We start from the raw sequence: 24,668 nt of genomic DNA on the forward strand, positions 1-24,668 counted from the left end.
AGGATTCGTCTGAAATGCGATTCTGGTTTCTCCTTGTTGCGGCGCTATTTCTTGCAGGATGCAGCAGCCATCGTGCACCTCCGCCCAACCCACGGCTTTCCGATTCCATTACGGTCATTGCCAGCCTGAACGATCAGCTCAGCAACTGGCGCGGCACCCCTTATCGCTACGGCGGCATGAGCCGGGGCGGGGTGGATTGCTCAGGATTCGTGCTGATGACCTTCCGCGATAAATTTGACCTCCAGCTTCCGCGAGAAACGCGTATGCAGGCGAAAATCGGCACTGAAATTGATAAAGACGAACTCCTGCCCGGCGATCTGGTCTTTTTTAAAACGGGCTCCGGTGAAAGCGGCCTTCATGTCGGCATTTATGACACCGATAATCAGTTCATTCATGCCTCGACCAGCCGTGGCGTGATGCGCTCCTCTCTGGATAATGTTTACTGGCGTAAAAACTTCTGGCAGGCCAGACGTATTTAACCGCTGCATAAAAATGCAGTGCGGAGGGCCTGGCGGTGAAAATAGACGTCAGGCTTTTCTTACGGGTTGATTAAAGTTAAATTTTTTGCCCAATTATTTATGGCGGCATGTGCCTGTTTTATCTAAAACTGGCTATTATTCAATAACCAGGATAAAATTAATTAAGATTCAGGGAAAAATCTGAAAATTAATACGGAAAGAATGAAATTAATCTTATTAAAATCAAGACAGTGGAATTGTGCCTGCAATTGCTCCAGGATGTTCTCTCTCATCTTTAATGCAGGACAAGCGCGATGATTATTACGCTAGATAATGCTTACCAGTCTGAACTTTTACTCCTTCCGGCGCGTGATAGTGCAGGTTTGCTTAAAGGTTTAGAGATTTTGGTTAACTTTACTGGCGTGGGTGCGGACGTACGGATCCCGACTGAACTGGTTATCCCCCATCTTTCTCAGGAAGATGAATTAGCGCTGTTTCAGGAGAAACTACAATTACTCGATACCTGTAAGCTATTTTTTATTCAGCATCAGTTAATTGCATGGATCAATATTACACCTGCAATTGTTGAGTTTTTATTAACTAATGAGAACGCTGTTTCAATCCTTGAACGATATCCGTTTCTTGAGTTTACTGTTAATGAGAACTATCCAGGTTTAAATAACGGGAAAGACGATCCCTGTCTGGCAAGAATGGCGATCCATTTCCCCCTAGTGCTGGCTAACTTCGGTGCAGGGGCTGCGTCCCTTAAGCCGGTTTATGATGGTCTGTTCAAGCGGGTGGTTCTGGATAAAAACTTTATCCAGCAGCGTGTCTCGGCACTCTCGTTTGAGCCTTTTATGCGCGCTATTCTCTGGCAGATCGCGCCGCACTGTCAGTCGGTCATGGTCTCGGGAATTGACGATCACGGCATCTTACAACGCGTGCTGCCATTCAATTTTGGTGCAATGCAGGGAAGCCTGTGGCCTGCCGTCCCGGCAGAGCGGGTCACGACTCTCGTACAGCAATAACCCCTTTCTTCGCCCGTGTTTACGTCCAGGGAAACCCTCTACACTTAAAGCAGGAGGACTTATGACCCTGTCTTTTACTGCTCACTGGCACGATGAATTACCCGGCTTTTACACCGCGCTTAAGCCAACGCCTTTACAAAACGCGCGTCTTATCTGGCATAACGATGCATTAGCGGATTCGCTTGGCATCCCTTCGACGCTTTTTCAGCCAGAAAAAGGCGCCGGCGTCTGGGGCGGCGAAACGCTGCTTCCGGGCATGAAGCCGCTGGCTCAGGTCTACAGCGGACATCAGTTTGGCGTCTGGGCGGGACAGCTCGGCGATGGCCGCGGTATCCTGCTGGGTGAACAAGTTCTGCCGAATGGCGAAACGCTCGACTGGCACCTGAAAGGGGCAGGGCTAACCCCATACTCACGCATGGGAGATGGCCGCGCGGTGCTGCGTTCAACCATACGTGAAGGTCTGGCTTCCGAGGCGATGCACGCTCTGGGGATCCCTACCTCACGTGCGCTGTCCATTGTCACCAGCGACACGTCGGTGGCCCGCGAAACGATGGAGCAGGGAGCGATGCTGGTCCGCGTGGCGGAAAGCCATCTGCGTTTCGGTCATTTTGAACACTTCTACTATCGCCGCGAGCCGGATAAAGTCCGCCAGCTTGCCGATTACGCTCTTCGTCGTCACTGGCCGCACCTGCAAAACGAGCCGGACCGCTATGTTCTCTGGTTCCGTGATATTGTTGCGCGCACCGCCGCAATGATTGCCCGCTGGCAGGCCGTCGGCTTTGCCCACGGGGTGATGAACACCGACAACATGTCCCTGTTAGGGCTGACGTTTGACTACGGTCCGTACGGCTTCCTTGATGACTATCAGCCGGGTTACATCTGTAACCATTCGGACTATCAGGGGCGTTACCGTTTCGACAACCAGCCTGCGGTGGGGCTGTGGAACCTTCAGCGGCTTGCACAAAGCCTGTCGCCGTTTATCGACGTCGATGCCCTGAACGATGCGCTGGACAGCTATCAGGAGGTCCTGCTGCGGGAATACGGTGTGTTAATGCGCACCAGGCTGGGGCTGATGACGCAGGAAAAAGGCGATAACGCGCTGCTGAATGGGCTGTTTGCCATCATGGCGCGTGAAGGCAGCGACTATACCCGAACCTTCCGTATGCTGAGCCAGACCGCGCAGCAGAGCGCCGCGTCACCGCTGCGCGACGAGTTCGTCGATCGACAGGCGTTTGATGACTGGTTTGCCGCTTACCGGGCGCGTTTACAGCAGGAACAAATTGATGACGATACCCGCCAGGCGCGGATGAAGGCGGTTAACCCGGCGATGGTATTGCGCAATTGGCTGGCGCAGCGGGCCATTGAGCAGGCAGAGCAGGGGGACTATACCGAGTTGCATCGGCTACATATCGCCCTGCGCACGCCGTTTGCCGACCGGGAGGATGACTATGTCAGCCGCCCGCCGGACTGGGGCAAGCGGCTGGAAGTGAGCTGCTCAAGCTAAGGGGCGAGAAAAACCTGCGGCGCGGCGTGCGCCGGATGTCTGCCGACGTGCACCTGCGCACCGTACCAGCGTGCCAGCGCGTCGGCCTGCAAAACCGTCTCCGGTATGCCCTGAGAAACAATCCTGCCGTTGTGTAACAGTAGGATCCGGTCCGACCATAATGCGGCAAGATTGAGATCGTGCAGCACCACGCAGGCGTGAAGATGACCCTGACGGGTCAGCGATTTCAACAGGCGCAGCAGATGCTGCTGGTGGTAGAGATCCAGCGCGGAAGTGGGTTCGTCGAGAAACAGCCAGCCGCGTGGCGTTCCGTCACGCCACAGCTGCGCCAGCGCGCGGGCGAGCTGGACGCGCTGTTGCTCGCCCCCCGAGAGGGCATGATAGCGCCTGCCGGCCAGCGGCAGGCAACCGGTCAGCTGCAACACCTCACGCACAATTGACGGTTCCGGGTGACGCGTCCAGGGCGCACGCCCCATTCCAACGATCTCCTCCACCTGCCAGTCAAATCCAGGCTGAGATTGCTGGCGCATCACCGCCCGATAGCGCGACAGCGTCTGCGGATGCCATTCATCCAGCGCTTTTCCCGCCAGCGAACAGCCTCCGCTGTCGGGTTTCAGATAGCCGGTCAGCAGCCGCAGCAGCGTGGATTTCCCCGCGCCGTTGGGGCCGATCAATGTAACCAGCTCTCCCTGCGACAGTGACAGCGAAACGTTATCTGTCAGCGTGCGGCCAGACCGGGTAAAAGTCAGATTTTCAGCCGTATAACGTTCAGCCATGCTGTTCTCCACGACGAAAAATGAGCCATAAGAACCAGGGAGCGCCAAGGATACTGGTGAGCAGGCCGACCGGCATTTCTGCCGGGGCGACCAGGGTGCGCGCGACCGTATCCGCCACCAGCAGCAGTAAAGCGCCCGCGAGTACCGTGCCGGGGAGGGTTGCCCGGTGATCGGCGCCCAACCACATGCGCATCAGGTGCGGCACCACGAGTCCGACAAAGCCAATCACGCCGCTGACGGCGACAGCCGCAGCGACCAGCAGGGCGCTGCATAACAGTAATATTCGCTGTACAAGAGCAACGTCCACGCCAAGGTAATGCGCTTCCTCTTCACCCAGTTGCAGTAAATTTAACGTACTGGCACAGCGCCAGATCGCCAGAGCGGCAGGCACCATCAGCGAGGTCACGGCGAGCAGCGTGGACCACTGTGCCTGACCAAGACTTCCCATTCCCCAGAGTGAAAGCTGACGCAGCTGGGCGTCATTGCTGACCCACGAAAGCACACCCACTGCCGCACCGCACAGGGCATTGATGGCGATACCCACCAGCAACAGACGTGACAGAGAGGTGTCATGCTGCTTGCTGAGCAGGAAGATCACGCCTGTGGCTGCCAGCGCCCCAAGAAATGCCGCCAGCATAGGGGCGTAAAGCATCACCAGCGCGGGCAGCGCGAGCGGGAGCACAACCCACAGGGCGACGGCCAGCGCCGCACCGCTGCTGATCCCGAGCAGGCCCGGGTCGGCAAGCGGATTGCGGAACAGCCCCTGCATGACGCAGCCGGCGAGCGCCAGCGACCCGCCAATCACCAGCGCCAGCAGCACGCGGGGCAGACGGATGGTGAGCCAGATATGGCGTAGCGTCTCATCGCTGCCGCTCCACAGCACGTTCACCGGCAGGCGTAACGCCCCAAAACCGGTAGCCATGATCGTCATGACGGTAAGCGACCCCGCCAGAAGCCATAACGATAACGTGATGCGCCGGGACATCAGGGCAGTTGCTCCGCTCTGGCACGCAGCTGTTGTATGGCTTTCGGCGTGCGGACGCTGAAGCCCAGCAGGGCCATGTCATCAATAGCCAGCACCTGCTTGCTTCGTCCCGCTGGCGTTTGCGCCAGACCGGGCAGTTTCCACAGATTTTCTTCGCCGCCCAGCGCGTTAAGGCCCTCCTGCGAAATCACCACCAGATCCGGCTGGCTGGCCATCACCCCCTCCTGGGAAAGCGGCTGATAGCGGGTAAAGCCCTGCATGGCGTTCTGCAACCCGGCGGCGCGTATTGCCGCATCCGCGCCGGTCTGTTGCCCGGCCGCCATTGCGGTCATTCCGCCGTGGCTGAGGATAAACAGCACCCGCTTGTTGAGCGGCATTGAGGGCAGTGCCGCCAGCGCCTGACGCAGCGAGCTGCGCAGGGTTTCCCCTTGCGCCTCATGATGCGTCGCCTGAGCTATCACCCTCACTTTTTCGTCAATCGCGCGCAGGTCAGGCGTGCCGGGAACGGTAACCACCCGGACGTGGCTCTGTTCAACCTGCTTCAGCGCCAGAGAGGGCTGCGCCTGGTCGCTTGCCAGCACCAGCGTCGGGCGTACGGACAAAATCCCCTCCGCATTCAGCTGGCGAAGATACCCCACGTCAGGCAGCGCGTTTGTCGCCTGCGGCCACTGGCTGGTACTGTCGCGCGCAACCAGAGAAGACTCCGCGCCGAGGGCGTAGACGATCTCCGTCACGTCGCCGCCGAGGGCGACAATTCTCTCCGGCGCGGCGACGGCAACCAGCGGCAGGGCACAGAGCAGGGCAAACCAGTTTTTCATGCCGCCAGCCCTTCTGGCGTCAGGGCGTCAATCTGGCGACGCCACTGGCTCTGCTCAGGCTCGCCTTCGGTACGCTGCCCATAGAGCTGGGCGATCTGAGTGCCATCCGCAGCAAACAGCTCCAGGCTGGTAACGTGTCCGTCCGCCGTAGGTTTACGCGTTACCCACGTCTCGGCGATAGTCTCCTCCAGCAGATGCAGGGTAAAGGTTGGGTTGAAGATGTTCAGCCAGCCTTTCATGGGCGTCAGTTTTTCCACCACACCGGTGAAAATCTGCACGCAGCCGCGGTTGCCGACGAAGATCATGATTTCGTTTCTGTCCTGTCGCGCCGTCTCCAGCAGCTGTGCCAGCGCGCTGTTATCGACCTTACAGGCCAGATCGTCACTCACCAGACGAAACGCCTGCTGGCGGCTCAGGTTATGGCGCTTCAGTAAGCTAAAGAACTGATGCACGTCGGTCATGGCGCGCCACTCTTTCTCCACCGAGCCTGCATCAGCACCGTCGGAATGCGCAGGGGCCTCGACAGCCTTTAGCGCCAGAGCGGGGTTATCGGCAATGATAAAACGGGTCAGCACGTCGCCCCAGGCGGCAACGTCGGTGTGATCCGTGGTGTAGACCTTAAGTAAAGCGTCGCCCTGATGATCGAAGAACTGAATGCTCTGACGTTCGCCGCGGGAGGTCGTTTCACTTATGTGAAACGCGCTCGCCCACTGGTTGAGGAACAAACGCAGATCCAGCGCACGCGGATTTAGCACCAGCCCGGCGTGGCCGCCGAGGTGCTGGTTAGTAAACGCTCCGATCTGTTCATGAACGGCGTATTCGTTACGGCAGATGCATTTGGTTTCCCCCACCGACTCCAGCGCCGCCAGAATCTCACGGATTTCACCGCGCAGCCGCCAGGCGTCGTGTCCAACACGCGCAAATGCCAGCTCTGCTTCGCTGATGTGCATTAATCCGGCGATATCACGGGCGTACTTACCCGGATGTTCTTCTTTAAGCTCAAGCCAGCGTGTGTAGTGACCCATAATCTTATCCTTCTGAATCGTTGCCCCGAAGGGAATTACCATTGATAACTGACGAAGATCTTGCCGTTGCGGCCATCCTGCGGGATGCCCTGCGGTGACCAGTAGGCTTTGTCGAAGGCGTTCCCCAGCACGAGGGTGGTGGTGATGCCTTTGAACTGCTGCTGACCTTTATAGCTGACGTAGAAATCATTCACTGCGTAGCCAGGCTGCTCGCTGTAGCTGCTGCTGATGTGCGTTGAACGTTCGACGAAGGTGCCGATCCAGCCCACGGAGAATCCGCTTTGCGCCACCGGGATATCCAGCTTGCTGGTGACGGTGTCCGGGTTGATGCTGGAGATGTATTCGCCCGTGTCGGTATCTTTCCCGCGCGTGCGGTTGTAGGCCACGTCCAGGTTGAACAGGCTGGTCGCGTAGGTTGCCATCATGTCCCAGCCCCAGATTTTGGCATTTGGTACGTTATAGGACATGGTGGTGGCCGCCGCAAAATCGACGGTAGTGGAGATGTAATCTTTCGCTTTGGTGTCGAAGTAGCTGGCTTTGAACTCCAGCGCGTCGTTGGCGAGCAGCAGATCGTCAAAACGTAGCCCAAAACCGAACTCCTGGGTTTCGTTAGTTTCCGGACGCAGGTTCGGGTTCGGCACCCAGTAGTTGGTGTAGAAGCTGCCGATAGAGAAGTGCTTCGAGTCGTTATACATCTCGCCCATCGTTGGCGCGCGGAAGGCCTGGGCGTAAGAGCCGAACAGCATCAGCCAGTCGGCTGGACTCACGGTTAACCCGGCGCGTGATGACCACTTATCCGCATCCACGTCATCGTAACCGCTGCTGCTGCCGCGGTAGTTGTCGTAACGCGTCCCGCCGAGAAGCGTTACCGGCAGGTCGCGCAGGGTAATCTCATCCTGCAACCAGCCGGAGCTGAAGTCGATTTTAGCGTCCGGGAAGCCGGTGGTCGCGCCGCCAGGGTGTTGCTCCTGACGATAGTATTCCCCGCCGTAGGTCAGCAGGTGCGAGGCGAAGGAGTCGCTGAACAGGCGGGTGCGGTTTTCGACTTTGCCGCCTTTGGTGGTCTGCTTACGGAACTCACCGCTGGCGTCGATGTTCTGGGCGTTGATCCGCGCTTCGGACCAGTAAATTTTCGCATCGGCGTTCAGCCAGTTGTTTCCGGCTGGCGCAATGCGGTAGCCAAGCTGGGCATCGCGCTGAATGGTGGAACGATCGGTCATCGGGTTACTGCTGCTGGCATCCGTGGTCTGCGGATTTTTCGGCTCCTGCGCGTCGTTATTGTAGTAGCGCAGAGAGCCGCTCAGCGTCTGCGCCGGATCGATTTTCCAGCTGCCTTTCGCCAGCATATTGTTGATGGATTCGTCGTTTGGCGCCCTCGCGCCGTCACTCTGGCGAATGTCGCCGCGATCGCGGCTGGACCATGAGACCAGGCCGTCCAGGGTATCGGTGCGGCCATAGGCGCTGGCGCCCATCCCGATGCTGTGATCGCCCGTTGCACCGGTAGCAAATACGCGATAGCCGCTGTTTTTACCTGCATCCAATAGATCGCTGGCGTCGACGGTGTCATACGAAATTACGCCGCCCAGCGCGCCGCTGCCGTACAGCAAGGCGGAAGGGCCACGTACCACTTCGATACGTTTGATCAGTGCCGGATCGAGGAACGTGCTGTTCAGGTGTCCGGTATCGGTGCCCTGGCGCACGCCATCCACCAGCACCAGCACGCCACGGCGGTCATAGCCACGGAGGTTAACGTCCTGACCGTTGGTGCGCCCGGTGCCGTCCAGCATCAGACCGGGCACCTTGCGCAGCAGGTCGGCGGCGGAGCTGGCGGTCTGGTTTTCCGGCGCGGTGGCGTCAATCACGCTCACCATCATGGGGGCTTCAAAGGCGCTGCGGGCATTGCCGGTGGCGGTGACGGTGATCTCGTCTGCAGCGGCAAACGTAACGCCCGGCAGGGTGCTGACAATCGCCAGCGCCAGAAGAGACGGGCGTAAAGACGCGGATTGCAGGTGTGGCATAGCAACTCTCCATAAGAATTGAAAAGCGCTGGCTGCCTGGGGATCACCTGGGTGGCTGGCGAATGTGTTGTCTGGTTTATTTAGTCAGGATCAGTTTTCCGGCATTGGTCTGGCGCAGCAGGTAGTGCTGGCCGTCATGCTCGATAATGACCCGTCCCTCCTCACCCAACAGGCTTTTACTGTCGATTCGGCGATCGGTGGGAGCAGGGGACGGCGCTGTGTGTGTTTTTGTTGGCGTTGCCGCGCTGTTATCGGTCGGTGACATAATGTTTATAAATAACAATCAATGTAACAATGATAATCATTATCAATAAACTGCAAATTCACAGCAAGCGTTTTTGTGAAAATTGTGTGACGGGATCAAATTTGGGGGAGAGATGCGGTCTGACGCCATCACCCCGACCCTCTCCCACGGGGAGAGGGAGAAGGGCACGTACCGTAGGCCGGGTAAGCGCAGCGTCACCCGGCAGGATTTTAAAAGCGCGTGTCCACGGCTGAAGCCAGCATCTCCAGCAGCCGTTCGCTGTCTTCCCAGTTCAGGCACGGGTCGGTGATTGACTGGCCGTAGACCATTTGCTGTCCGGCAACGATCTTCTGCGTGCCTTCTTTGATAAAGCTCTCCGCCATAATTCCTGCAATGGCGGTCGAGCCGCTGCGGATCTGCTGGCAAACTTCCTCGCAGACGTCCAGCTGGCGGCGGTGCTGTTTCTGACAATTGCCGTGGCTGAAATCCACCACCAGATGCTCCGGCAGGTCAAATTCCGCCAGCGTTTCGCAAGCGGCGGCAATATCTTCTGCATGGTAATTCGGTTTTTTACCGCCACGCATAATGATATGTCCGAACGGGTTGCCGCTGGTCTGGTAGATGGTCATCTGGCCGTTTTTATCCGGGGAGAGGAACATATGGCTGGCGCGTGACGCGCGGATGGCATCTACGGCAATTCGGGTATTGCCGTCCGTTCCGTTTTTGAAGCCCACCGGACAGGAGAGCGCCGACGCCATTTCACGGTGGATCTGACTTTCGGTGGTACGCGCGCCAATCGCGCCCCAGCTTATGAGGTCGGCAATAAACTGTCCGGTCACCATATCCAGAAATTCGGTGGCAGTCGGCACGCCCAGCTCGTTAACCTGTAACAGCAGCTTGCGCGCCAGCGCAATACCGTGATTCACCCGGTAGCTACCGTTCAGATCCGGATCGGAAATCAATCCTTTCCAGCCCACGACGGTACGCGGCTTTTCAAAGTAGGTACGCATCACGATCTCCAGGCGATCCTGATACCTGCCGCGCAGCGTCTGAAGGCGTTGTGCATAATCCATTGCCGCGTCCAGGTCGTGGATGGAGCAGGGGCCAATTACCACCAGAAGACGTTTGTCTTCACCATTGAGAATTTTTTCGATGCGGCGACGGGAGGCCGTCACATGGTCCGCCACCACGGCGGAAACGGGATGCAGCCTGGCCAGTTCAGCCGGTGTGACCAGGCTATCAATGCGCGCGGTGCGCAGTTCGTCGGTTTTGTTCATGGAATGTCTCAGAAATTTTTTGCTTCATCGGCAGACTACCGGGAAGTGATGGGCATCACCTTAAACCAATCCCTGCTGATTTCAAGTTCGGGGCACGTCGCCCCGAGGATGGCATGATAATAACTGAAACTGGATTAATGTACTAGCATATTAGTACATGCGGCGATTTAGCCCCATGATATCGAGGATCTTGGTGGCAATTTCTTCTACTGAATAGTTGGTACTGTTCAGCCAGGGAATTTGATTTTTCCGGTACAGCGCTTCGACTTCAGAGACTTCCATTCGGCACTGGCGCATCGAGGCGTAGCGGCTGTTCTCGCGACGTTCTTCGCGGATCGCCGCCAGTCGTTCCGGGTTGATGGTCAGCCCAAACAGCTTATGCTGGAGCGGCTTGAGCGCGGCGGGCAGCACCAGGTTATCCATATCATCGGCAATAAAGGGGTAGTTGGCGGCGCGAATGCCAAACTGCATTGCCAGGTATAGGCTGGTGGGAGTTTTACCGCAGCGCGACACGCCGAGCAAAATCACCTGCGCCTGGTCGAGATTGCGCAGCGAGATCCCGTCGTCGTGCGCCAGGGTGTAGTCAATAGCGGCAATACGCGCATCGTATTTGGTCAGGTTACCGGGGTTCAGCCCGTGGGTACGGTGGGCGATCGGCGTCGGATCGAGCTTCAGTTCGCTTTGCAAGGGGGCAACCAGCGCCTGCACGATGTCCTGACAGAAGCCCTCGCTTTGCAGAATGATATTGCGGATCTCAGGGATCACAATGGAATAGAACACCAGCGGACGAACGCCGGTCTGCTGGTAAATAGCGTCGATCTGGTCCTTGACCGCTTTGGCCCGGCTCTCATTTTCCACGAACGGCAGCGTGATGCTGTTTATCGATACCGGAAACTGCGACATCACCGCGTGTCCCAGCACCTCGGCGGTAATCGCCGTCCCATCAGAAATATAAAAAACGTGGCGATCGACAGCATTATCCATTTTATCCACCCTGAATAGCGTACGTAATTGCCTGAAAGCATAAATTAAAAAAGTTAATTTCACAGCAAAGAACTTATCTGAATTTAAAATGAAATGGTGTTTTTGATTTTCCTGAAAAGTGGATTTCATTTTCCGAATAGCGGCTTTATTTCTATGGTTTTTGCCGGAATCTATAGGAATCATCGGGTTAGCGAATGCCGGGAAACTGTCCGAAAAGTTGAAAATTTAAATTGCTTACACGATTCACCGTTTTTTTAGCGGAAATAAATATGCCAGTATAAATACGTAGTCAGGTGTTTCTTACTCCGATCAAATATCACAAAAGGATTGTTTCGATGTCCAACAATGGCTCGTCACCGCTGGTGCTTTGGTATAACCAACTCGGCATGAATGATGTAGACAGAGTTGGGGGCAAAAATGCCTCCCTGGGTGAAATGATTACAAATCTGTCCGGTATGGGTGTCTCCGTACCTAACGGGTTTGCCACAACCGCCGATGCGTTTAACCTGTTTTTAGACCAGAGCGGTGTAAACCAGCGCATTTACGACCTGCTGGATAAAACGGATATTGATGATGTCACCGAGCTTGCCAAAGCCGGCGCGCAAATCCGCCAGTGGATTATCGACACACCTTTCCAGCCGGAACTGGAAAAAGCCATCCATGACGCCTACAACCAGCTCTCCGCTGACGACGCGCAGGCCTCCTTTGCCGTGCGCTCTTCCGCTACCGCAGAAGATATGCCGGATGCCTCTTTCGCCGGGCAGCAGGAAACCTTCCTCAACGTCCAGGGTTACGAGGCGGTACTGGTGGCGGTGAAGCATGTGTTTGCTTCCCTGTTCAACGACCGCGCCATCTCCTATCGCGTCCATCAGGGCTATGACCACCGCGGCGTCGCGCTCTCCGCAGGCGTACAGCGCATGGTGCGCTCCGACGTGGGCTCTTCCGGCGTGATGTTCTCTATCGACACTGAATCCGGCTTCGACCAGGTGGTGTTTATCACCTCCGCATGGGGTCTGGGCGAGATGGTGGTGCAGGGGGCGGTGAACCCTGACGAATTCTATGTGCACAAGCCTACGCTGGCGGCTAACCGTCCGGCAGTGGTACGCCGCACCATGGGCTCGAAAAAAATCCGCATGATCTATGCCCCGACGCAAGAACATGGCAAGCAGGTCACCATTGAAGATGTGCCGCAGGAGCAGCGGGATCGCTTCTCCCTGACCGACGCCGAAGTGGAAGAGCTGGCGAAGCAGGCGGTGCAGATTGAAAAACACTATGGCCGTCCGATGGACATCGAGTGGGCCAAAGACGGACACACCGGCAAGCTGTTTATCGTGCAGGCGCGTCCGGAAACCGTCCGTTCACGCGGTCAGGTCATGGAGCGCTACACCCTGCACGCGCAGGGCAAAATTGTCGCGGAAGGCCGCGCAATCGGCCACCGCATCGGTGCCGGTCCGGTGAAAGTGATCCACGACATTAGCGAGATGAACCGCATTCAGCCCGGCGACGTGCTGGTGACCGACATGACCGACCCGGACTGGGAACCGATCATGAAGAAAGCGGCTGCCATCGTCACGAACCGCGGCGGCCGTACCTGTCACGCGGCTATCATTGCCCGTGAGTTGGGGATCCCGGCGGTAGTCGGCTGCGGTGACGCGACCGAACGCATGAAGGACGACCAGAAGGTGACGGTCTCCTGTGCCGAAGGCGATACCGGTTACGTGTATGCCGATATCCTCGACTTCAGCGTGAAAAGCTCCAGCGTGGATACCATGCCGGATCTGCCGCTGAAGATCATGATGAACGTCGGCAACCCGGACCGCGCGTTTGACTTCGCCTGCCTGCCGAACGAAGGCGTGGGCCTGGCGCGTCTGGAATTTATCATTAACCGTATGATCGGGGTGCACCCGCGTGCGCTGCTGGAGTTCGACGACCAGGACGCAAAACTGCAAAACGAAATCCGCGAGATGATGAAGGGTTACGACTCGCCGAGAGAGTTCTATGTTGGTCGTCTGACGGAAGGGATCGCCACGCTCGGCGCGGCCTTCTACCCGAAACGCGTGATCGTGCGTCTGTCGGACTTTAAGTCCAACGAATACGCCAACCTGGTGGGCGGCGAACGCTACGAGCCGGAAGAAGAGAACCCGATGCTGGGCTTCCGCGGCGCCGGACGCTACGTGTCGGAAAGCTTCCGCGACTGCTTCGCGCTGGAGTGCGAGGCGGTAAAACGCGTGCGCAACGACATGGGGCTGACCAACGTGGAAATCATGATCCCGTTCGTCCGTACCGTGGATCAGGCGAAGGCAGTGGTAGATGAGCTGGCGCGTCAGGGGCTGAAGCGCGGCGAGAACGGGCTGAAGATCATCATGATGTGTGAAATTCCGTCCAACGCCCTGCTGGCAGAGCAGTTCCTGGAGCACTTCGACGGCTTCTCCATTGGCTCGAATGACATGACGCAGCTGGCGCTCGGCCTGGACCGCGACTCCGGCGTTGTCTCTGAGCTGTTCGATGAGCGTAACGAGGCGGTGAAAGCGCTGCTCTCCATGGCCATCCGCGCGGCGAAGAAACAGGGTAAATATGTCGGGATTTGCGGCCAGGGTCCTTCTGACCATGAAGACTTTGCGGCCTGGCTGATGGACGAGGGAATTGATAGCCTCTCCCTGAACCCGGACACCGTGGTGCAGACCTGGCTGAGCCTGGCAGAGCTGAACAAGTAAAACCTGCATAATCTGAAAAAGGCGAGGATATCTGTCCTCGCCTTTTTTATTTTCCTGCGAATATGCTCACCATCACAAATAAAGCAAAAAACCAAATATCATAATTTATCTGTTAATTTAGACAATTGTTAGCGGGCAGGGCGTTGCTAATACTTGAGCCTTACCGCGTACATCCGTCGGGATGATGCGCGACTGGTTGAAATACGTTTTAACCTGATAAAAAGGCAAATAACAATGACAATCTCCTCTGTATTACGTACCAAAGATAAAATAGGTTATGGCCTCGGCGATATGGCCAGCGCGCTGGTCTGGCAAACGGCAACGTTATTTCTCGCTTATTTCTATACGGACGTATTCGGTTTGCCTGCCGCCATTATGGGCACCATGTTTTTAGTGGTGCGCGTGGTCGATGCGTTTGTCGACCCGTGCATTGGCGCGCTGGTGGACCGCACTCAGACCCGCCACGGTCGTTTTCGTCCCTGGCTGCTCTGGTTTGCCATTCCGTTTGGCGTGAGCTGCCTGATTACCTTCTACGTACCGGATGCCGGGCAGACGGCGAAAATTGTCTATGCCTGCGTAACCTATGCCATCCTGAGTCTGATCTATTCTGCGATTAACGTCCCTTACTGTGCCATGCCCGGCGCGCTGACGCTCGACCCGCGCGAACGTCACTCGCTGCAATCCTGGCGCTTTGGCCTGTCGTTTATCGGCGGGTTGATTGTAACGGTCATCGCGCTGCCGCTGGTCTCATTATTAGGCCAGGGGAATGTGCAAAAAGGCTATTTCTATGCCATGAGCCTGATGGGGCTGCTGGGCATTGTTTTATTCTTCTGCTGCTTCTTTATGACCCGGGAGCGTTACTCGCCGCGCAATGACACCTCCGGTTCGATGCTGACGGATTTAAAACTGCTGGCCGCCAATAGCCAGTGGCGAATAGTTTTCCTGTTTAATATTTTACTGTTAACCGCCGTCGTGACGCGTGGCTCTGCGACCATGTATTACGTTAACTATGTTCTGTTACGTCCGGAACTGGTTTTTGCCTTTATTGTTTCCGGCATGGTGGCCTCCTTAAGCGGCGCATTATTATCTGAACGCCTGCTGGGGAAATTTGACCGGGTGCGTGCCTATCAGTGGACCATTATTTCTTTCGTTATTTTTGGCGCGCTGATTTTCTTCATTCCGCCTTCGCAGGTGTGGCTGATATTCGGTCTGAATATTGTGTTTAGCTTTATTCAGAACCTGACCACGCCGCTGCAATGGACCATGTTCTCCGATGTGGTGGACTACGAAGAACACCGTAGCGGCCGCCGCCTGGACGGGCTGGTCTTTTCAACCGCCCTGTTTGCCATCAAGTTTGGGCTGGCGCTGGGTGGGGCGGTGGTCGGTTGGGTGCTTGGCATGGTGGATTACGCTCCGGGTCAGGCAAACCAGGCGCCTCATGTTCTTGCAACCATCAATGCCCTGTTCACCCTGATCCCCTGCGTGCTGTTCCTCTGCATGGTGGCGCTCCTTGCCATCTACAAACTTAACAGCCGGCTGGTGGACAGCATCGCCCGCGAGCTGGCCAGCAAACGCGATAGTCGAAACGATGCGGGGCAGCTCAGCCCGGCAACCCAATCCGCACTACAGGAGTAAACCATGACTGCGATCTACAAGGACGCGGGACGTCCCGTACACGAGCGTGTCGCTGATTTACTGGCGCGTATGACGCCGGAAGAGAAATTTGCCCAGATGCACGCGTACTGGCTGATCCTCGATGAACACGGCAACCACCGCGAGCGCAGCGATCTGAGCGATGAATTCGCTGGCGTGAGCGAACAGGCGTCCCTCAACGAAAGGCTGAAGCTCGGCGTCGGGCAGATCACCCGTCCGCTCGGCACGCACATTGTTGATGCAAAAACCGGCGTGCGTGCCGCCAACCGCCTGCAACGCATGATGATGGAGGAAACCCGGCTCGGCATTCCGGCGCTGTTTCATGAGGAGTGTCTGGTGGGGCTGCTGTGCAAAGATGCAACCCTGTTCCCGTCGTCGCTGAACTACGGTTCCACCTGGGACCCGGCGCTGGTGCAGCGCGCGGCGGAGCAGATTGGTAAAGAGGCCCGATCCGTCGGTTGCCAGCAGGGGCTGGCCCCGGTGCTGGATGTCTCGCGCGATGTGCGCTGGGGACGGACGGAAGAGACATTTGGGGAAGATCCGTGGCTGGTAGGGGTGATGGCGACGGCGTACGTGAAGGGGTTGCAGGGCGATAAGCGCGATCTGCTGGCGACCCTGAAACACTACGTCGGCCACTCCTTCAGCGAAGGGGCGCGCAACCATGCGCCGGTCCATCTCGGTTTCAGCGAGCTAAACGATACCTTCCTGCTGCCGTTTGAGATGGCGGTGAAGCTGGCCAACGCCGGTTCGGTGATGCCAGCCTATCACGACATTGATAATCAGCCAGGGCACAGCGACCATTTCCTGCTCACTACCGTGCTGCGTGAACAGTGGGGCTTCGACGGCATTATCGTGGCGGATTACGGCGGCGTCAGCCTGCTGCACCAGCACCACGGAATTTCTCACGATCCAGCGGAATCGGCGGCGCTGGCGTTTAACGCCGGGCTGGACGTGGAATTGCCGAAGGATGACTGCGCGCGTCATCTGGCAGAAGCGGTAGAGCGTGGGCTTATCTCAATGGCGAAAGTGGATGAGATTGTGGCGCGCGTGCTAAGTGAAAAATTCCGTCTCGGGCTGTTTGAAAAACCGTACGCCGCCGAAGACGGTATCGATTTGCAGAATGAGGCGACCCGGCAGGTGGCGCGCGAGGTGGCAACAAAATCGATCACGCTGCTGGAAAATAACGGCATATTACCTCTCGGCGGAAAACCCCGTGTAGCGGTGGTGGGGCCGACGGCTGACGATCCGCTGGCGCTGCTGAGCGGCTACAGCTTCCCGGTTCACCTGATCATCAGCGATATGGTTGAAGAGACCTCGCAGGTGACCACCCCGCGCGCGGCGCTGGAACAGTACCTTGGCGCATCGCTGATACGTTACGCCAAAGGGTGTCACATTATCGAAAAACGGATGGCGGGGGCGCCGGTATTTCCGGGCGACAGCGGCGGTAAACCGATGCAGCAATCGCCGGTTTCACAACGTATGGATCTGATCCCCGACGCCGTGAGCGCGGCAAAAGAGAGTGACGTGGTGGTGGCCTGCGTGGGCGACCTCGCCGGGCTGTTCCAGAGCGGCACCGTGGGGGAAGGATCTGATACCGACTCGCTGGATCTGCCAGGCGTGCAGCAACAGCTGCTGGAGGCGCTGGTAGCAACCGGTAAGCCGGTGATTGTCGTCATGACGGGCGGGCGTCCTTATAACCTTCAGGGGCTGGAAGAGAAGGTGGCCGCGCTGATGATGGCCTGGGCGCCGGGGCAGGAAGGGGGCTGGGCGATTGCAGATGTCTTAACCGGCCGCGCGGAGCCGCAGGGCAGGCTGGTAGTGAGCGTGCCGAAAAACGCCGGGGCGATGCCGTACTACTATAACCACAAGCTGAAAAGCGGCGGCACGCCGTTTGCGTTCCATTTCGGCGCACTTTACCCGTTCGGTTACGGTCTCGGCTGGACGCAGTTTCGCTGGGGCGCGGCCCGCCTGGCTGAAAGCCGCGTCCCGATCGACGGAGAGGTGGCGTTAAGCGTCGATATCACCAACACCGGCGAGCGCAGCGGCAGCGAAGTGGTACAGGTGTACGTACGCGATAAGGTCGCCACGCAGGTGCGTCCGCTTCAGGAGCTGAAAGCGTTCCAGCGCGTGACGCTTTCACCGGGAGAAACCGCCACGCTGACCTTTACCCTGCCGGTGGAGATGTTTAATTTCACCCGCCGGGACGGAAAGCGAATTGTCGAGCCAGGGGAATTTGAGTTACAGGTTGGCGCGTCCTCGGCGGATATTCGCGCGGTGGTGAACGTGCAGGTAAGCGGAAAGACGCGGGTACTGGCGGGGGATTGGCGGATGCTTAGTCGCTGTGACATTACACTGGCGTAAAAAGGATAAAAAAAAGCCCATCGTGGGAGATGGGCAAAGACTACACACAGCAATTCGTTGTTTCACTCAGGGGATTTCCATGCTTATAAATCAAGGTGTTGATTTATAACCGTGTCTTAATAGTAGGCATGCCAGGATTTTGAGTCGATCGGATTCGTCTCAATAGTTAAAGGCAGGTAAAGATTTCTTGAAGAGAATGACGGTTTTAGGCAGGAAAAGGCGGGTCTGACCAGTGTGCAGAGAATAAATAGTTTAGCAACGTTTAAGTATTGCTGTGGAGAGTGTAGGCCGGGTAAGCGTTAGCGCCACCCGGCATCCGTTCTTACTGCGCGTTCTTATCTTCCAGCTCTTCAAGTTCGCTTAAGATGACGTCTGGATCGGTTCCCGGCGGCGGTACTTCATGCACCCAGGCGGAGAAGAGACGCCAGGTCACCGCTAGCAGAACCGGACCGATGAACAGGCCAATCATGCCGAAGGCAATTAACCCCCCGATTACCCCGGACAGGATCAGAATCAGCGGCAGGTCAGCGCCCATGCGGATGAGGAGGGGACGGATCACGTTATCCATGGTGCCCACCACGCAACTCCAGACCAGCAGCACCGTGCCCCAGGTCGTATCCCCCGTCCAGTAAAGCCAGATAATGCAGGGAACCAGCACCAGCAGCGGACCGAGCTGCGCCAGACAGGTCATCAGCATGACGACGGTGAAAATGGTGGCATAAGGTACGCCGGAAATCGCCAGCCCGATTCCGCCAAGTACAGCCTGCACCAGCGCTGTGACCACCACACCGAGCGCCACCGCGCGGACGGCCTGGGCTGCCAGCAGCACGGCCGCATCGCCGCGTTTACCTGCCAGTCGGGTGGCGAAATGACGTACCCCCAGCGCAACCTGCTCGCCGCGCCAGTACAGCAGGGCGCTGAAGACCAGCATCAACGTACAGTGCATCATGAAGCGACCGATGTGCGCAGCCTGCCCCACAAACCAGGTGGTGGTTGTGCCGATGTACGGACGCACTTTGGCCATCAGGGCGCTACCGCCCATCTCCAGCAGGCTGTGCCAGCCGCTGTACAGTTTTGCGCCCACAACAGGAATACTGTTCAGCCACGCGAGATCCGGCAGCGTCATATCACCGCTGGTGACCGCGCGAATAACCGGGCCGCTACTGTCAACCAGGCTGTTAACCAGTAGTGCAATGGGAATAATAAACAGCAGGAACAACAGCAACGTCATCACCAGCACGGCCAGGCCGCGGCGACCAAACAGCAGTTTCTGCAAACGCAAGAGTAAAGGCCAGGTGGCGACGACGACGGTCGCGGCCCAGGCAAATCCGAGCACGAAAGGACGAACGATCCACAGACACGCAATAATCATAATGGCTAAGAACAGCACCGACAGCAGTATCTGCGCGACATCCCTGGGCTGACGAAGATTGACCATAAACGAAACTTTCCTTAAATGAACACCAGCAAGGCTGATGGGAATATAAACCGCATCTCTCTAATCATTAGTGATTTCAGCGATTTTTGACAGGCGGATTTTGCCCGTAATTCTACGAAGCACATAAGAAAAAAATGTGATAAAACTTTCCAGACACAACGCAAACGATTTCACACTATTCTCATTAGGGTCGACAGCAATGATCCCACAGATTTCTCAGGCACCGGGCGTCGTTCAGCTGGTGCTTAATTTTTTGCAGGCACTGGAGCAACAGGGTTTTACAGGTGACACCGCTACCGATTATGCCGACAGGCTGACGATGGCGACCGATAACAGTATTTACCAGCTTCTTCCCGATGCCGTCGTTTTCCCGCGCTCTACCGCCGATGTGGCGCTCATCGCCCGTCTGGCATCGCAGGAGCGTTTCAGCTCCCTGGTCTTCACCCCGCGTGGCGGCGGGACGGGTACCAATGGGCAGGCGCTGAACCAGGGCATCATCATTGATATGTCCCGCTATATGAACCGCATCATTGAGATCAACCCGGAAGAGGGGTGGGTGCGTGTGGAAGCGGGGGTGATCAAAGATCAGTTGAATCAGTTTTTGAAACCTTACGGCTATTTTTTTGCGCCGGAGCTTTCCACCAGTAACCGCGCGACCATTGGCGGGATGATCAACACCGATGCCTCGGGGCAGGGCTCACTGGTGTACGGCAAAACCTCCGACCACGTTATGGGTGTGCGGGCGGTGCTGCTGGGGGGCGATATCCTCGATACCCAACCGATGCCGATCGAGCTGGCCGAAACGCTGGCAGCAGAGAGCACCACCAGCGGACGGATTTATCGCACCGTGCTGGAGCGCTGCCGCGAAAATCGCGAGCTGATCCTTGACAAATTCCCGAAGCTAAACCGCTTCCTGACGGGCTACGATCTGCGACATGTCTTCAATGACGATATGAGCCAGTTTGATCTTACCCGCGTACTGACCGGGTCAGAAGGGACGCTGGCCTTCATCACCGAAGCGCGTCTGGATATCACCCGGTTGCCAAAGGTGCGCCGTCTGGTGAACGTCAAATACAACTCCTTTGACTCGGCGCTGCGTAATGCACCGTTTATGGTGGAGGCGCGGGCGCTGTCGGTGGAAACCGTCGATTCAAAAGTCCTGAACCTGGCCCGGGAGGATATTGTCTGGCATTCGGTGAGCGAACTGATTACCGACGTGCCGGATAAAGAGATGCTCGGCCTGAACATCGTCGAGTTCGCCGGGGATGACGCAGAGCTGATTGAGAGCCAGGTAAGCACGCTCTGCCAGCGTCTGGACGAGCTGATTGCGCAGGGGGAAGGCGGCGTCATTGGCTGGCAGCTGTGTAACGATCTCTCCGGCATCGAGCGAATCTACGCGATGCGTAAAAAGGCGGTGGGGCTGCTCGGCAACGCGAAAGGGGCGGCGAAGCCGATTCCGTTTGCGGAAGATACCTGCGTGCCGCCGGAACATCTGGCGGATTATATCGTGGAGTTTCGCGCGCTGCTCGACAGCCATGGTCTGAGCTATGGCATGTTCGGGCACGTTGACGCGGGCGTGCTGCACGTGCGCCCGGCGCTGGACATGTGCGATCCGCAGCAGGAGATCCTGATGAAGGCGATCTCCGACGAGGTCGTGGCCCTCACGGCCAAATACGGCGGTTTGCTGTGGGGCGAGCACGGCAAGGGGTTCCGCGCCGAGTACAGCCCGGCCTTTTTTGGCGAACAGCTCTACGCCGAGCTGCGTAAGGTGAAGGCCGCGTTCGATCCTGATAACCGCCTCAATCCGGGAAAAATCTGCCCGCCGGAGGGCGTTGATGCGCCGATGTTGCAGGTGGATGCCGTTAAGCGCGGCACCTATGACCGCCAAATTCCGATTGCGGTACGCGCTTCCTGGCGCGGCGCGATGGAGTGTAACGGCAACGGGCTGTGCTTTAACTTCGATGTGAAAAGCCCGATGTGTCCGTCGATGAAAATCACCAGCAACCGCATCCACTCCCCAAAAGGGCGTGCCACGCTGGTGCGCGAATGGCTGCGCCTGCTGGCCGACCGCGGCGTTGACCCGCTCAAGCTGGAACAGGAGCTGCCGGAAAAACGCGCGAGCCTGCGCGGGCTTATCGAACGCACCCGCAACAGCTGGCATGCGAACAAAGGCGAATACGATTTCTCGCATGAGGTGAAAGAGGCGATGTCCGGCTGCCTGGCGTGTAAGGCGTGTTCAACCCAGTGCCCAATTAAAATTGACGTACCGGAATTCCGTTCCCGCTTCCTCCAGCTGTACCACACGCGTTATCTGCGCCCGATGCGCGATCATCTGGTAGCAACGGTGGAGAGTTACGCGCCGCTGATGGCCCGTGCGCCAAAAACCTTTAACTTCTTTATCAACCAGCCACTGGTGCGAAAACTGTCTGAAAAACATATCGGCATGGTGGATCTGCCGCTGCTGTCGGTGCCATCGCTCCAGCGTCGGCTGGTGGGGCACCGCTCGGCGAATATGACCCTGGAACAACTGGAAGCATTAAGCCCTGAGCAGAAAGCGAAGGTGGTGCTGGTGGTGCAGGATCCATTTACTAGCTATTACGATGCGCAGGTGGTGGCCGATTTTGTCCGACTGGCCGAGAAAATCGGCTACCAGCCGGTGGTGCTGCCGTTCTCGCCGAACGGCAAGGCGCAGCACATTAAAGGCTTCCTCACCCGCTTTGCGAAAACCGCGCAGAAAACTTCAGATTTTCTGAATCGCGTGGCGCAGCTCGGCATGCCGATGGTGGGCGTCGATCCGGCGCTGGTGCTCTGTTACCGGGACGAATATAAGCAGACTCTCGGCGATAAGCGCGGTGATTTTCAGGTCTTACTGGTACACGAGTGGCTGCCTGCGGTGCTGACGCAAACGCCCCCTCAGGAGGTCAGCGGAGAATCCTGGTACCTGTTTGGGCACTGCACCGAAGTGACGGCGCTGCCGACGGCGCCTGCCCAGTGGGCTTCTATCTTCTCCCGGTTTGGCGCGAAGCTGGAAAGCGTCAACGTGGGCTGCTGCGGTATGGCCGGAACCTACGGCCATGAAGTCAAAAACCACGCTAATTCGCTCGGCATTTACGAGCTGTCATGGCATCAGGCGATGCAGCGCCTGCCACGCAACCGCTGTCTGGCGACGGGCTACTCCTGCCGCAGCCAGGTGAAACGGGTGGAAGGTAACGGCGTCCGCCATCCATTGCAGGCTTTACTGGAGATTATCGGATGATCTGGAAACGTGCGGTCACGCTGGAGGCCTTAAATGCCATGGGCGCGGAGAACATGGTCGGTTTGCTGGACATCCAGTTCACGCGCATTGGCGACAACGAACTGGAAGCGACGATGCCGGTAGACTGCCGTACTCATCAACCGTTTGGCCTGTTACACGGCGGCGCGTCCGTCGTGCTGGCCGAAACGCTGGGATCGGTGGCGGGCTACCTGTGTACGGAAGGAGAGCAGAAGGTGGTGGGTCTGGAGGTCAATGCCAACCACATCCGCTCCGTTCGCAGCGGGCGCGTGCGCGGCGTCTGCCGGGCGCTGCATGCTGGAAGCCGCCATCAGGTGTGGCAGATTGATATCCTGGACGAGCAGGATCGCCTGTGTTGTTCATCAAGGCTGACGACGGCCGTTGTGTAAAGTTTCCGGATGTCTTGCTTTTGGTCAAAAATTAGCCGCCTGATTGTGATATACTGGTCACGTTTTGAACATAAGCGAGGACATCATGGATACTGAAATAACCCCAACACAGCTGGCAATTGAATATTTACGTCGCGATAAAAGCAATCTGTCTCCAGCGCAGTACCTGAAAAAGCTGAAACAGCTTGAGCTGGAATTTACGGATTTGCTGGCGCTCTCTTCAAACGAACTGAAAGAAGAGATCTACTTTGCCTGGCGGTTGGGCGTTCACGTCCATTAAGCAGTGAAGAAAAGGCCGCAAGCGCGGCCTTTTTTGTGTCTGACAGTCAGTATCTGGCAGGCAGTTTGTTAATTTTAATCAGCCGGCCTTCTTCCATTTCGATGAACCCGCCCGTTTTCAGGTCAGCCAGGATCCGCATTACGCCGCTGCGGGAAAGCTGGGTTTTATCCCTGATATACCTTTCCGCCGTCACGCTACGTCGGTAGCTGTCATCTTCCTGCATCAGCAGCACGAGCTGCTGGCGAATCATCTCGTACGCGGTTGGCGCGCCTTTCGGCATGACGTTGTGATAAAGCCGGTTATAGACAAACATCAGATGATTAGAAAGCAGCCCCCACAGCGCCTTCTCTTTGATAATTTCAGCCACCCGCTCGGTCGTGAGCACACCAATCAGGCAAGGCGTTACCGTTCGAAGGTAGTCGGTAAAATAGATGTCCGTCAGGTTAGCGAGGCCAAACAGGGCGGGACTGCGCGCCGTCGAAAGCATCATGTCGTCGCTTCTTCTGTATATGGCGACCGTGCCGTCAAGAATTAAATAACACATGCTCTGCCCGTTTACCTGGAGATCAAGTTGCTCGCAGGGATCGGTTTTATGCGTGGTGCAGTGCGGCTGTAAATGAGAAATCAGTTCCTGAGCATAGGGAGATCCGCGATGCGATGGTTTGTCAGAAGACATAGCGTTAACCTGGAAAGAGACTGTACTCTCTATAGTGTCGCTCTTCTTTTCCACCTTCTCCAGAGATAAATACAGCCTCAGTATTTACGGGGTAAGTGATGGATCTCTACTAGAACGCCACGCTCCATGGTGATGTATTTCCCCGTCCGCAACTCCGCGAGGATCCGCATAATGCCACTGCGTGAAAGATAGGTGCGGCTTTTGATATAGGCTGCGGCGGTAATGTTTTGTCTAATGGCTTCCGGCTCCTGCATCAACTCAACCAGCTGAAAGCGGATAATGTCATAAGCCGACATTTGCGATATCTGGGCGCAATGTTCGTAAACGCGCGATGCGGTATAGATCAGCAGGTTTGAGAAGTGCTCCCATAAATTCTGTTGTGCGACAACATGATTGAAACGCGCCAGCGAAACGCTGGCCACCTCTGAGGTTTCCAGCGCTCTGACGTACAGGTGCTCAGACGATAACTGGCTGCTCACGCCGAGTATAAATGGCGCAGATTCAGAATTTAAGACGATACCGTCCCCGCGACGGTGCAACGCCACGCTGCCATGCAACAGTAAAAAGCATTGACGGGTATCGCCGGAGCAATAATGGATAATTTCTCCTCTGGCAATAATGCCTCTCTCCGCATGCGGCAAAACATTATCGATTATTTTTTCAATGTGCTTAAAAGGCTTAGCGCCGAGCACTGTTGATTTATCAATTTCTGACTCAGGCGCGAATCGGGTATTCATTTGAGACCTCACTGACTGATGCGATCATT

General features: G+C 57.0%; 20 protein-coding genes and 1 other RNA gene. 9 read left to right on the top strand and 12 right to left on the bottom strand.

Annotated elements, in window-relative coordinates:
- The first annotated feature begins 14 nt into the window (after nt 1-14).
- The 3 genes from ACOTZD_RS13105 to selO all read left to right on the top strand — a co-directional run bounded on the left by ACOTZD_RS13105 (nt 15) and on the right by selO (nt 2,990).
- Nucleotides 15-479: an NlpC/P60 family protein gene (locus ACOTZD_RS13105; protein ID WP_015570730.1), complete on the top strand. Its 465-nt coding sequence runs from the start codon at nt 15-17 to the stop codon at nt 477-479.
- Between the two features lie 293 nt (nt 480-772).
- Nucleotides 773-1,486, top strand: coding sequence for an EAL domain-containing protein (locus ACOTZD_RS13110; protein ID WP_003857794.1), 714 nt, complete (start codon nt 773-775; stop codon nt 1,484-1,486).
- A gap of 61 nt (nt 1,487-1,547) precedes the next feature.
- Complete coding sequence (selO, locus tag ACOTZD_RS13115) at nt 1,548-2,990, top strand: protein adenylyltransferase SelO (protein WP_174402041.1); 1,443 nt, start codon at nt 1,548-1,550, stop codon at nt 2,988-2,990.
- On the opposite strand, the gene ACOTZD_RS13120 is transcribed toward selO, so the two are convergent.
- From ACOTZD_RS13120 to ppsR, 8 genes are all read right to left on the bottom strand, one after another.
- Nucleotides 2,987-3,766 carry a heme ABC transporter ATP-binding protein gene (locus ACOTZD_RS13120; RefSeq protein WP_022650908.1) on the bottom strand — a complete coding sequence of 260 codons (780 nt, stop codon included), beginning with the start codon at nt 3,764-3,766 and terminating at the stop codon, nt 2,987-2,989. The two genes, selO and ACOTZD_RS13120, sit on opposite strands and share 4 nt — an antisense overlap.
- Nucleotides 3,759-4,751, bottom strand: coding sequence for a FecCD family ABC transporter permease (locus ACOTZD_RS13125; protein WP_047054493.1), 993 nt, complete (start codon nt 4,749-4,751; stop codon nt 3,759-3,761). The genes ACOTZD_RS13120 and ACOTZD_RS13125 overlap by 8 nt, the downstream gene beginning before the upstream one ends.
- On the bottom strand, nt 4,751-5,569 hold the full coding sequence (locus ACOTZD_RS13130) for a heme/hemin ABC transporter substrate-binding protein (protein ID WP_032609037.1): 819 nt from the start codon (nt 5,567-5,569) through the stop codon (nt 4,751-4,753). The genes ACOTZD_RS13125 and ACOTZD_RS13130 overlap by 1 nt, the downstream gene beginning before the upstream one ends.
- Nucleotides 5,566-6,594, bottom strand: coding sequence for a hematinate-forming heme oxygenase ChuS (chuS, locus tag ACOTZD_RS13135; protein ID WP_045895394.1), 1,029 nt, complete (start codon nt 6,592-6,594; stop codon nt 5,566-5,568). The genes ACOTZD_RS13130 and chuS overlap by 4 nt, the downstream gene beginning before the upstream one ends.
- Before the next feature lie 35 nt (nt 6,595-6,629).
- Entirely contained in the window at nt 6,630-8,612 is a 1,983-nt protein-coding gene (locus tag ACOTZD_RS13140; RefSeq protein WP_174402040.1) for a TonB-dependent hemoglobin/transferrin/lactoferrin family receptor, read from the bottom strand.
- Between the two features lie 76 nt (nt 8,613-8,688).
- On the bottom strand, nt 8,689-8,877 hold the full coding sequence (gene hemP / locus ACOTZD_RS13145) for a hemin uptake protein HemP (protein ID WP_015570723.1): 189 nt from the start codon (nt 8,875-8,877) through the stop codon (nt 8,689-8,691).
- 209 nt (nt 8,878-9,086) lie between these two features.
- The gene (aroH, locus tag ACOTZD_RS13150; RefSeq protein WP_174402039.1) at nt 9,087-10,133 is read right to left on the bottom strand and encodes a 3-deoxy-7-phosphoheptulonate synthase AroH; all 1,047 of its coding nucleotides are present in this window, start codon (nt 10,131-10,133) and stop codon (nt 9,087-9,089) included.
- Nucleotides 10,134-10,283: 150 nt separating this feature from the next.
- Nucleotides 10,284-11,117: a posphoenolpyruvate synthetase regulatory kinase/phosphorylase PpsR gene (ppsR, locus tag ACOTZD_RS13155; protein ID WP_017384644.1), complete on the bottom strand. Its 834-nt coding sequence runs from the start codon at nt 11,115-11,117 to the stop codon at nt 10,284-10,286.
- 335 nt (nt 11,118-11,452) lie between these two features.
- Here ppsR and ppsA point away from each other — a divergent pair, with 335 nt between their 5' ends.
- The 3 genes from ppsA to ACOTZD_RS13170 all read left to right on the top strand — a co-directional run bounded on the left by ppsA (nt 11,453) and on the right by ACOTZD_RS13170 (nt 17,845).
- Nucleotides 11,453-13,831 (top strand): phosphoenolpyruvate synthase, encoded by a 2,379-nt coding sequence (gene ppsA, locus ACOTZD_RS13160; protein WP_023296353.1) that lies wholly within the window; start codon nt 11,453-11,455, stop codon nt 13,829-13,831.
- Between the two features lie 234 nt (nt 13,832-14,065).
- Nucleotides 14,066-15,466, top strand: a complete 1,401-nt coding sequence (locus tag ACOTZD_RS13165) for an MFS transporter (RefSeq protein WP_045346434.1) — start codon at nt 14,066-14,068, stop codon at nt 15,464-15,466.
- 3 nt (nt 15,467-15,469) lie between these two features.
- A complete protein-coding gene (locus ACOTZD_RS13170) occupies nt 15,470-17,845 on the top strand; it encodes a glycoside hydrolase family 3 N-terminal domain-containing protein (RefSeq protein ID WP_174402038.1) in 2,376 nt (791 codons plus the stop codon).
- A gap of 5 nt (nt 17,846-17,850) precedes the next feature.
- Here the strand turns inward: ACOTZD_RS13170 and rprA are convergent.
- An RNA gene (gene rprA / locus ACOTZD_RS13175) (antisense sRNA RprA) lies at nt 17,851-17,958 on the bottom strand.
- 209 nt (nt 17,959-18,167) lie between these two features.
- Nucleotides 18,168-19,283, bottom strand: coding sequence for an AI-2E family transporter YdiK (gene ydiK / locus ACOTZD_RS13180; RefSeq protein WP_015570721.1), 1,116 nt, complete (start codon nt 19,281-19,283; stop codon nt 18,168-18,170).
- Nucleotides 19,284-19,482: 199 nt separating this feature from the next.
- Between ydiK and ydiJ the strand changes: the two genes are divergently transcribed.
- From ydiJ to ACOTZD_RS13195, 3 genes are all read left to right on the top strand, one after another.
- Nucleotides 19,483-22,539 carry a D-2-hydroxyglutarate dehydrogenase YdiJ gene (ydiJ, locus tag ACOTZD_RS13185; protein WP_023324518.1) on the top strand — a complete coding sequence of 1,019 codons (3,057 nt, stop codon included), beginning with the start codon at nt 19,483-19,485 and terminating at the stop codon, nt 22,537-22,539.
- Complete coding sequence (gene menI / locus ACOTZD_RS13190) at nt 22,536-22,946, top strand: 1,4-dihydroxy-2-naphthoyl-CoA hydrolase (protein ID WP_003857767.1); 411 nt, start codon at nt 22,536-22,538, stop codon at nt 22,944-22,946. The genes ydiJ and menI overlap by 4 nt, the downstream gene beginning before the upstream one ends.
- Nucleotides 22,947-23,031: 85 nt before the next feature.
- The gene (locus ACOTZD_RS13195) at nt 23,032-23,226 is read left to right on the top strand and encodes a YdiH family protein (RefSeq protein WP_003857766.1); all 195 of its coding nucleotides are present in this window, start codon (nt 23,032-23,034) and stop codon (nt 23,224-23,226) included.
- A gap of 46 nt (nt 23,227-23,272) precedes the next feature.
- Here ACOTZD_RS13195 and ACOTZD_RS13200 read toward each other — a convergent pair whose 3' ends face one another.
- Together ACOTZD_RS13200 and ACOTZD_RS13205 are read right to left on the bottom strand one after the other, a co-directional pair.
- A complete protein-coding gene (locus ACOTZD_RS13200) occupies nt 23,273-23,902 on the bottom strand; it encodes a helix-turn-helix domain-containing protein (RefSeq protein WP_023324519.1) in 630 nt (209 codons plus the stop codon).
- Nucleotides 23,903-23,979: 77 nt separating this feature from the next.
- Entirely contained in the window at nt 23,980-24,639 is a 660-nt protein-coding gene (locus ACOTZD_RS13205) for a winged helix-turn-helix transcriptional regulator (RefSeq protein WP_003857763.1), read from the bottom strand.
- Between the last annotated feature and the right edge of the window lie 29 nt (nt 24,640-24,668).

It is taken from the genome of Enterobacter cloacae complex sp. SHL022, assembly GCF_049237785.1.
In the GTDB taxonomy this organism is placed as follows: domain Bacteria; phylum Pseudomonadota; class Gammaproteobacteria; order Enterobacterales; family Enterobacteriaceae; genus Enterobacter; species Enterobacter hormaechei_C.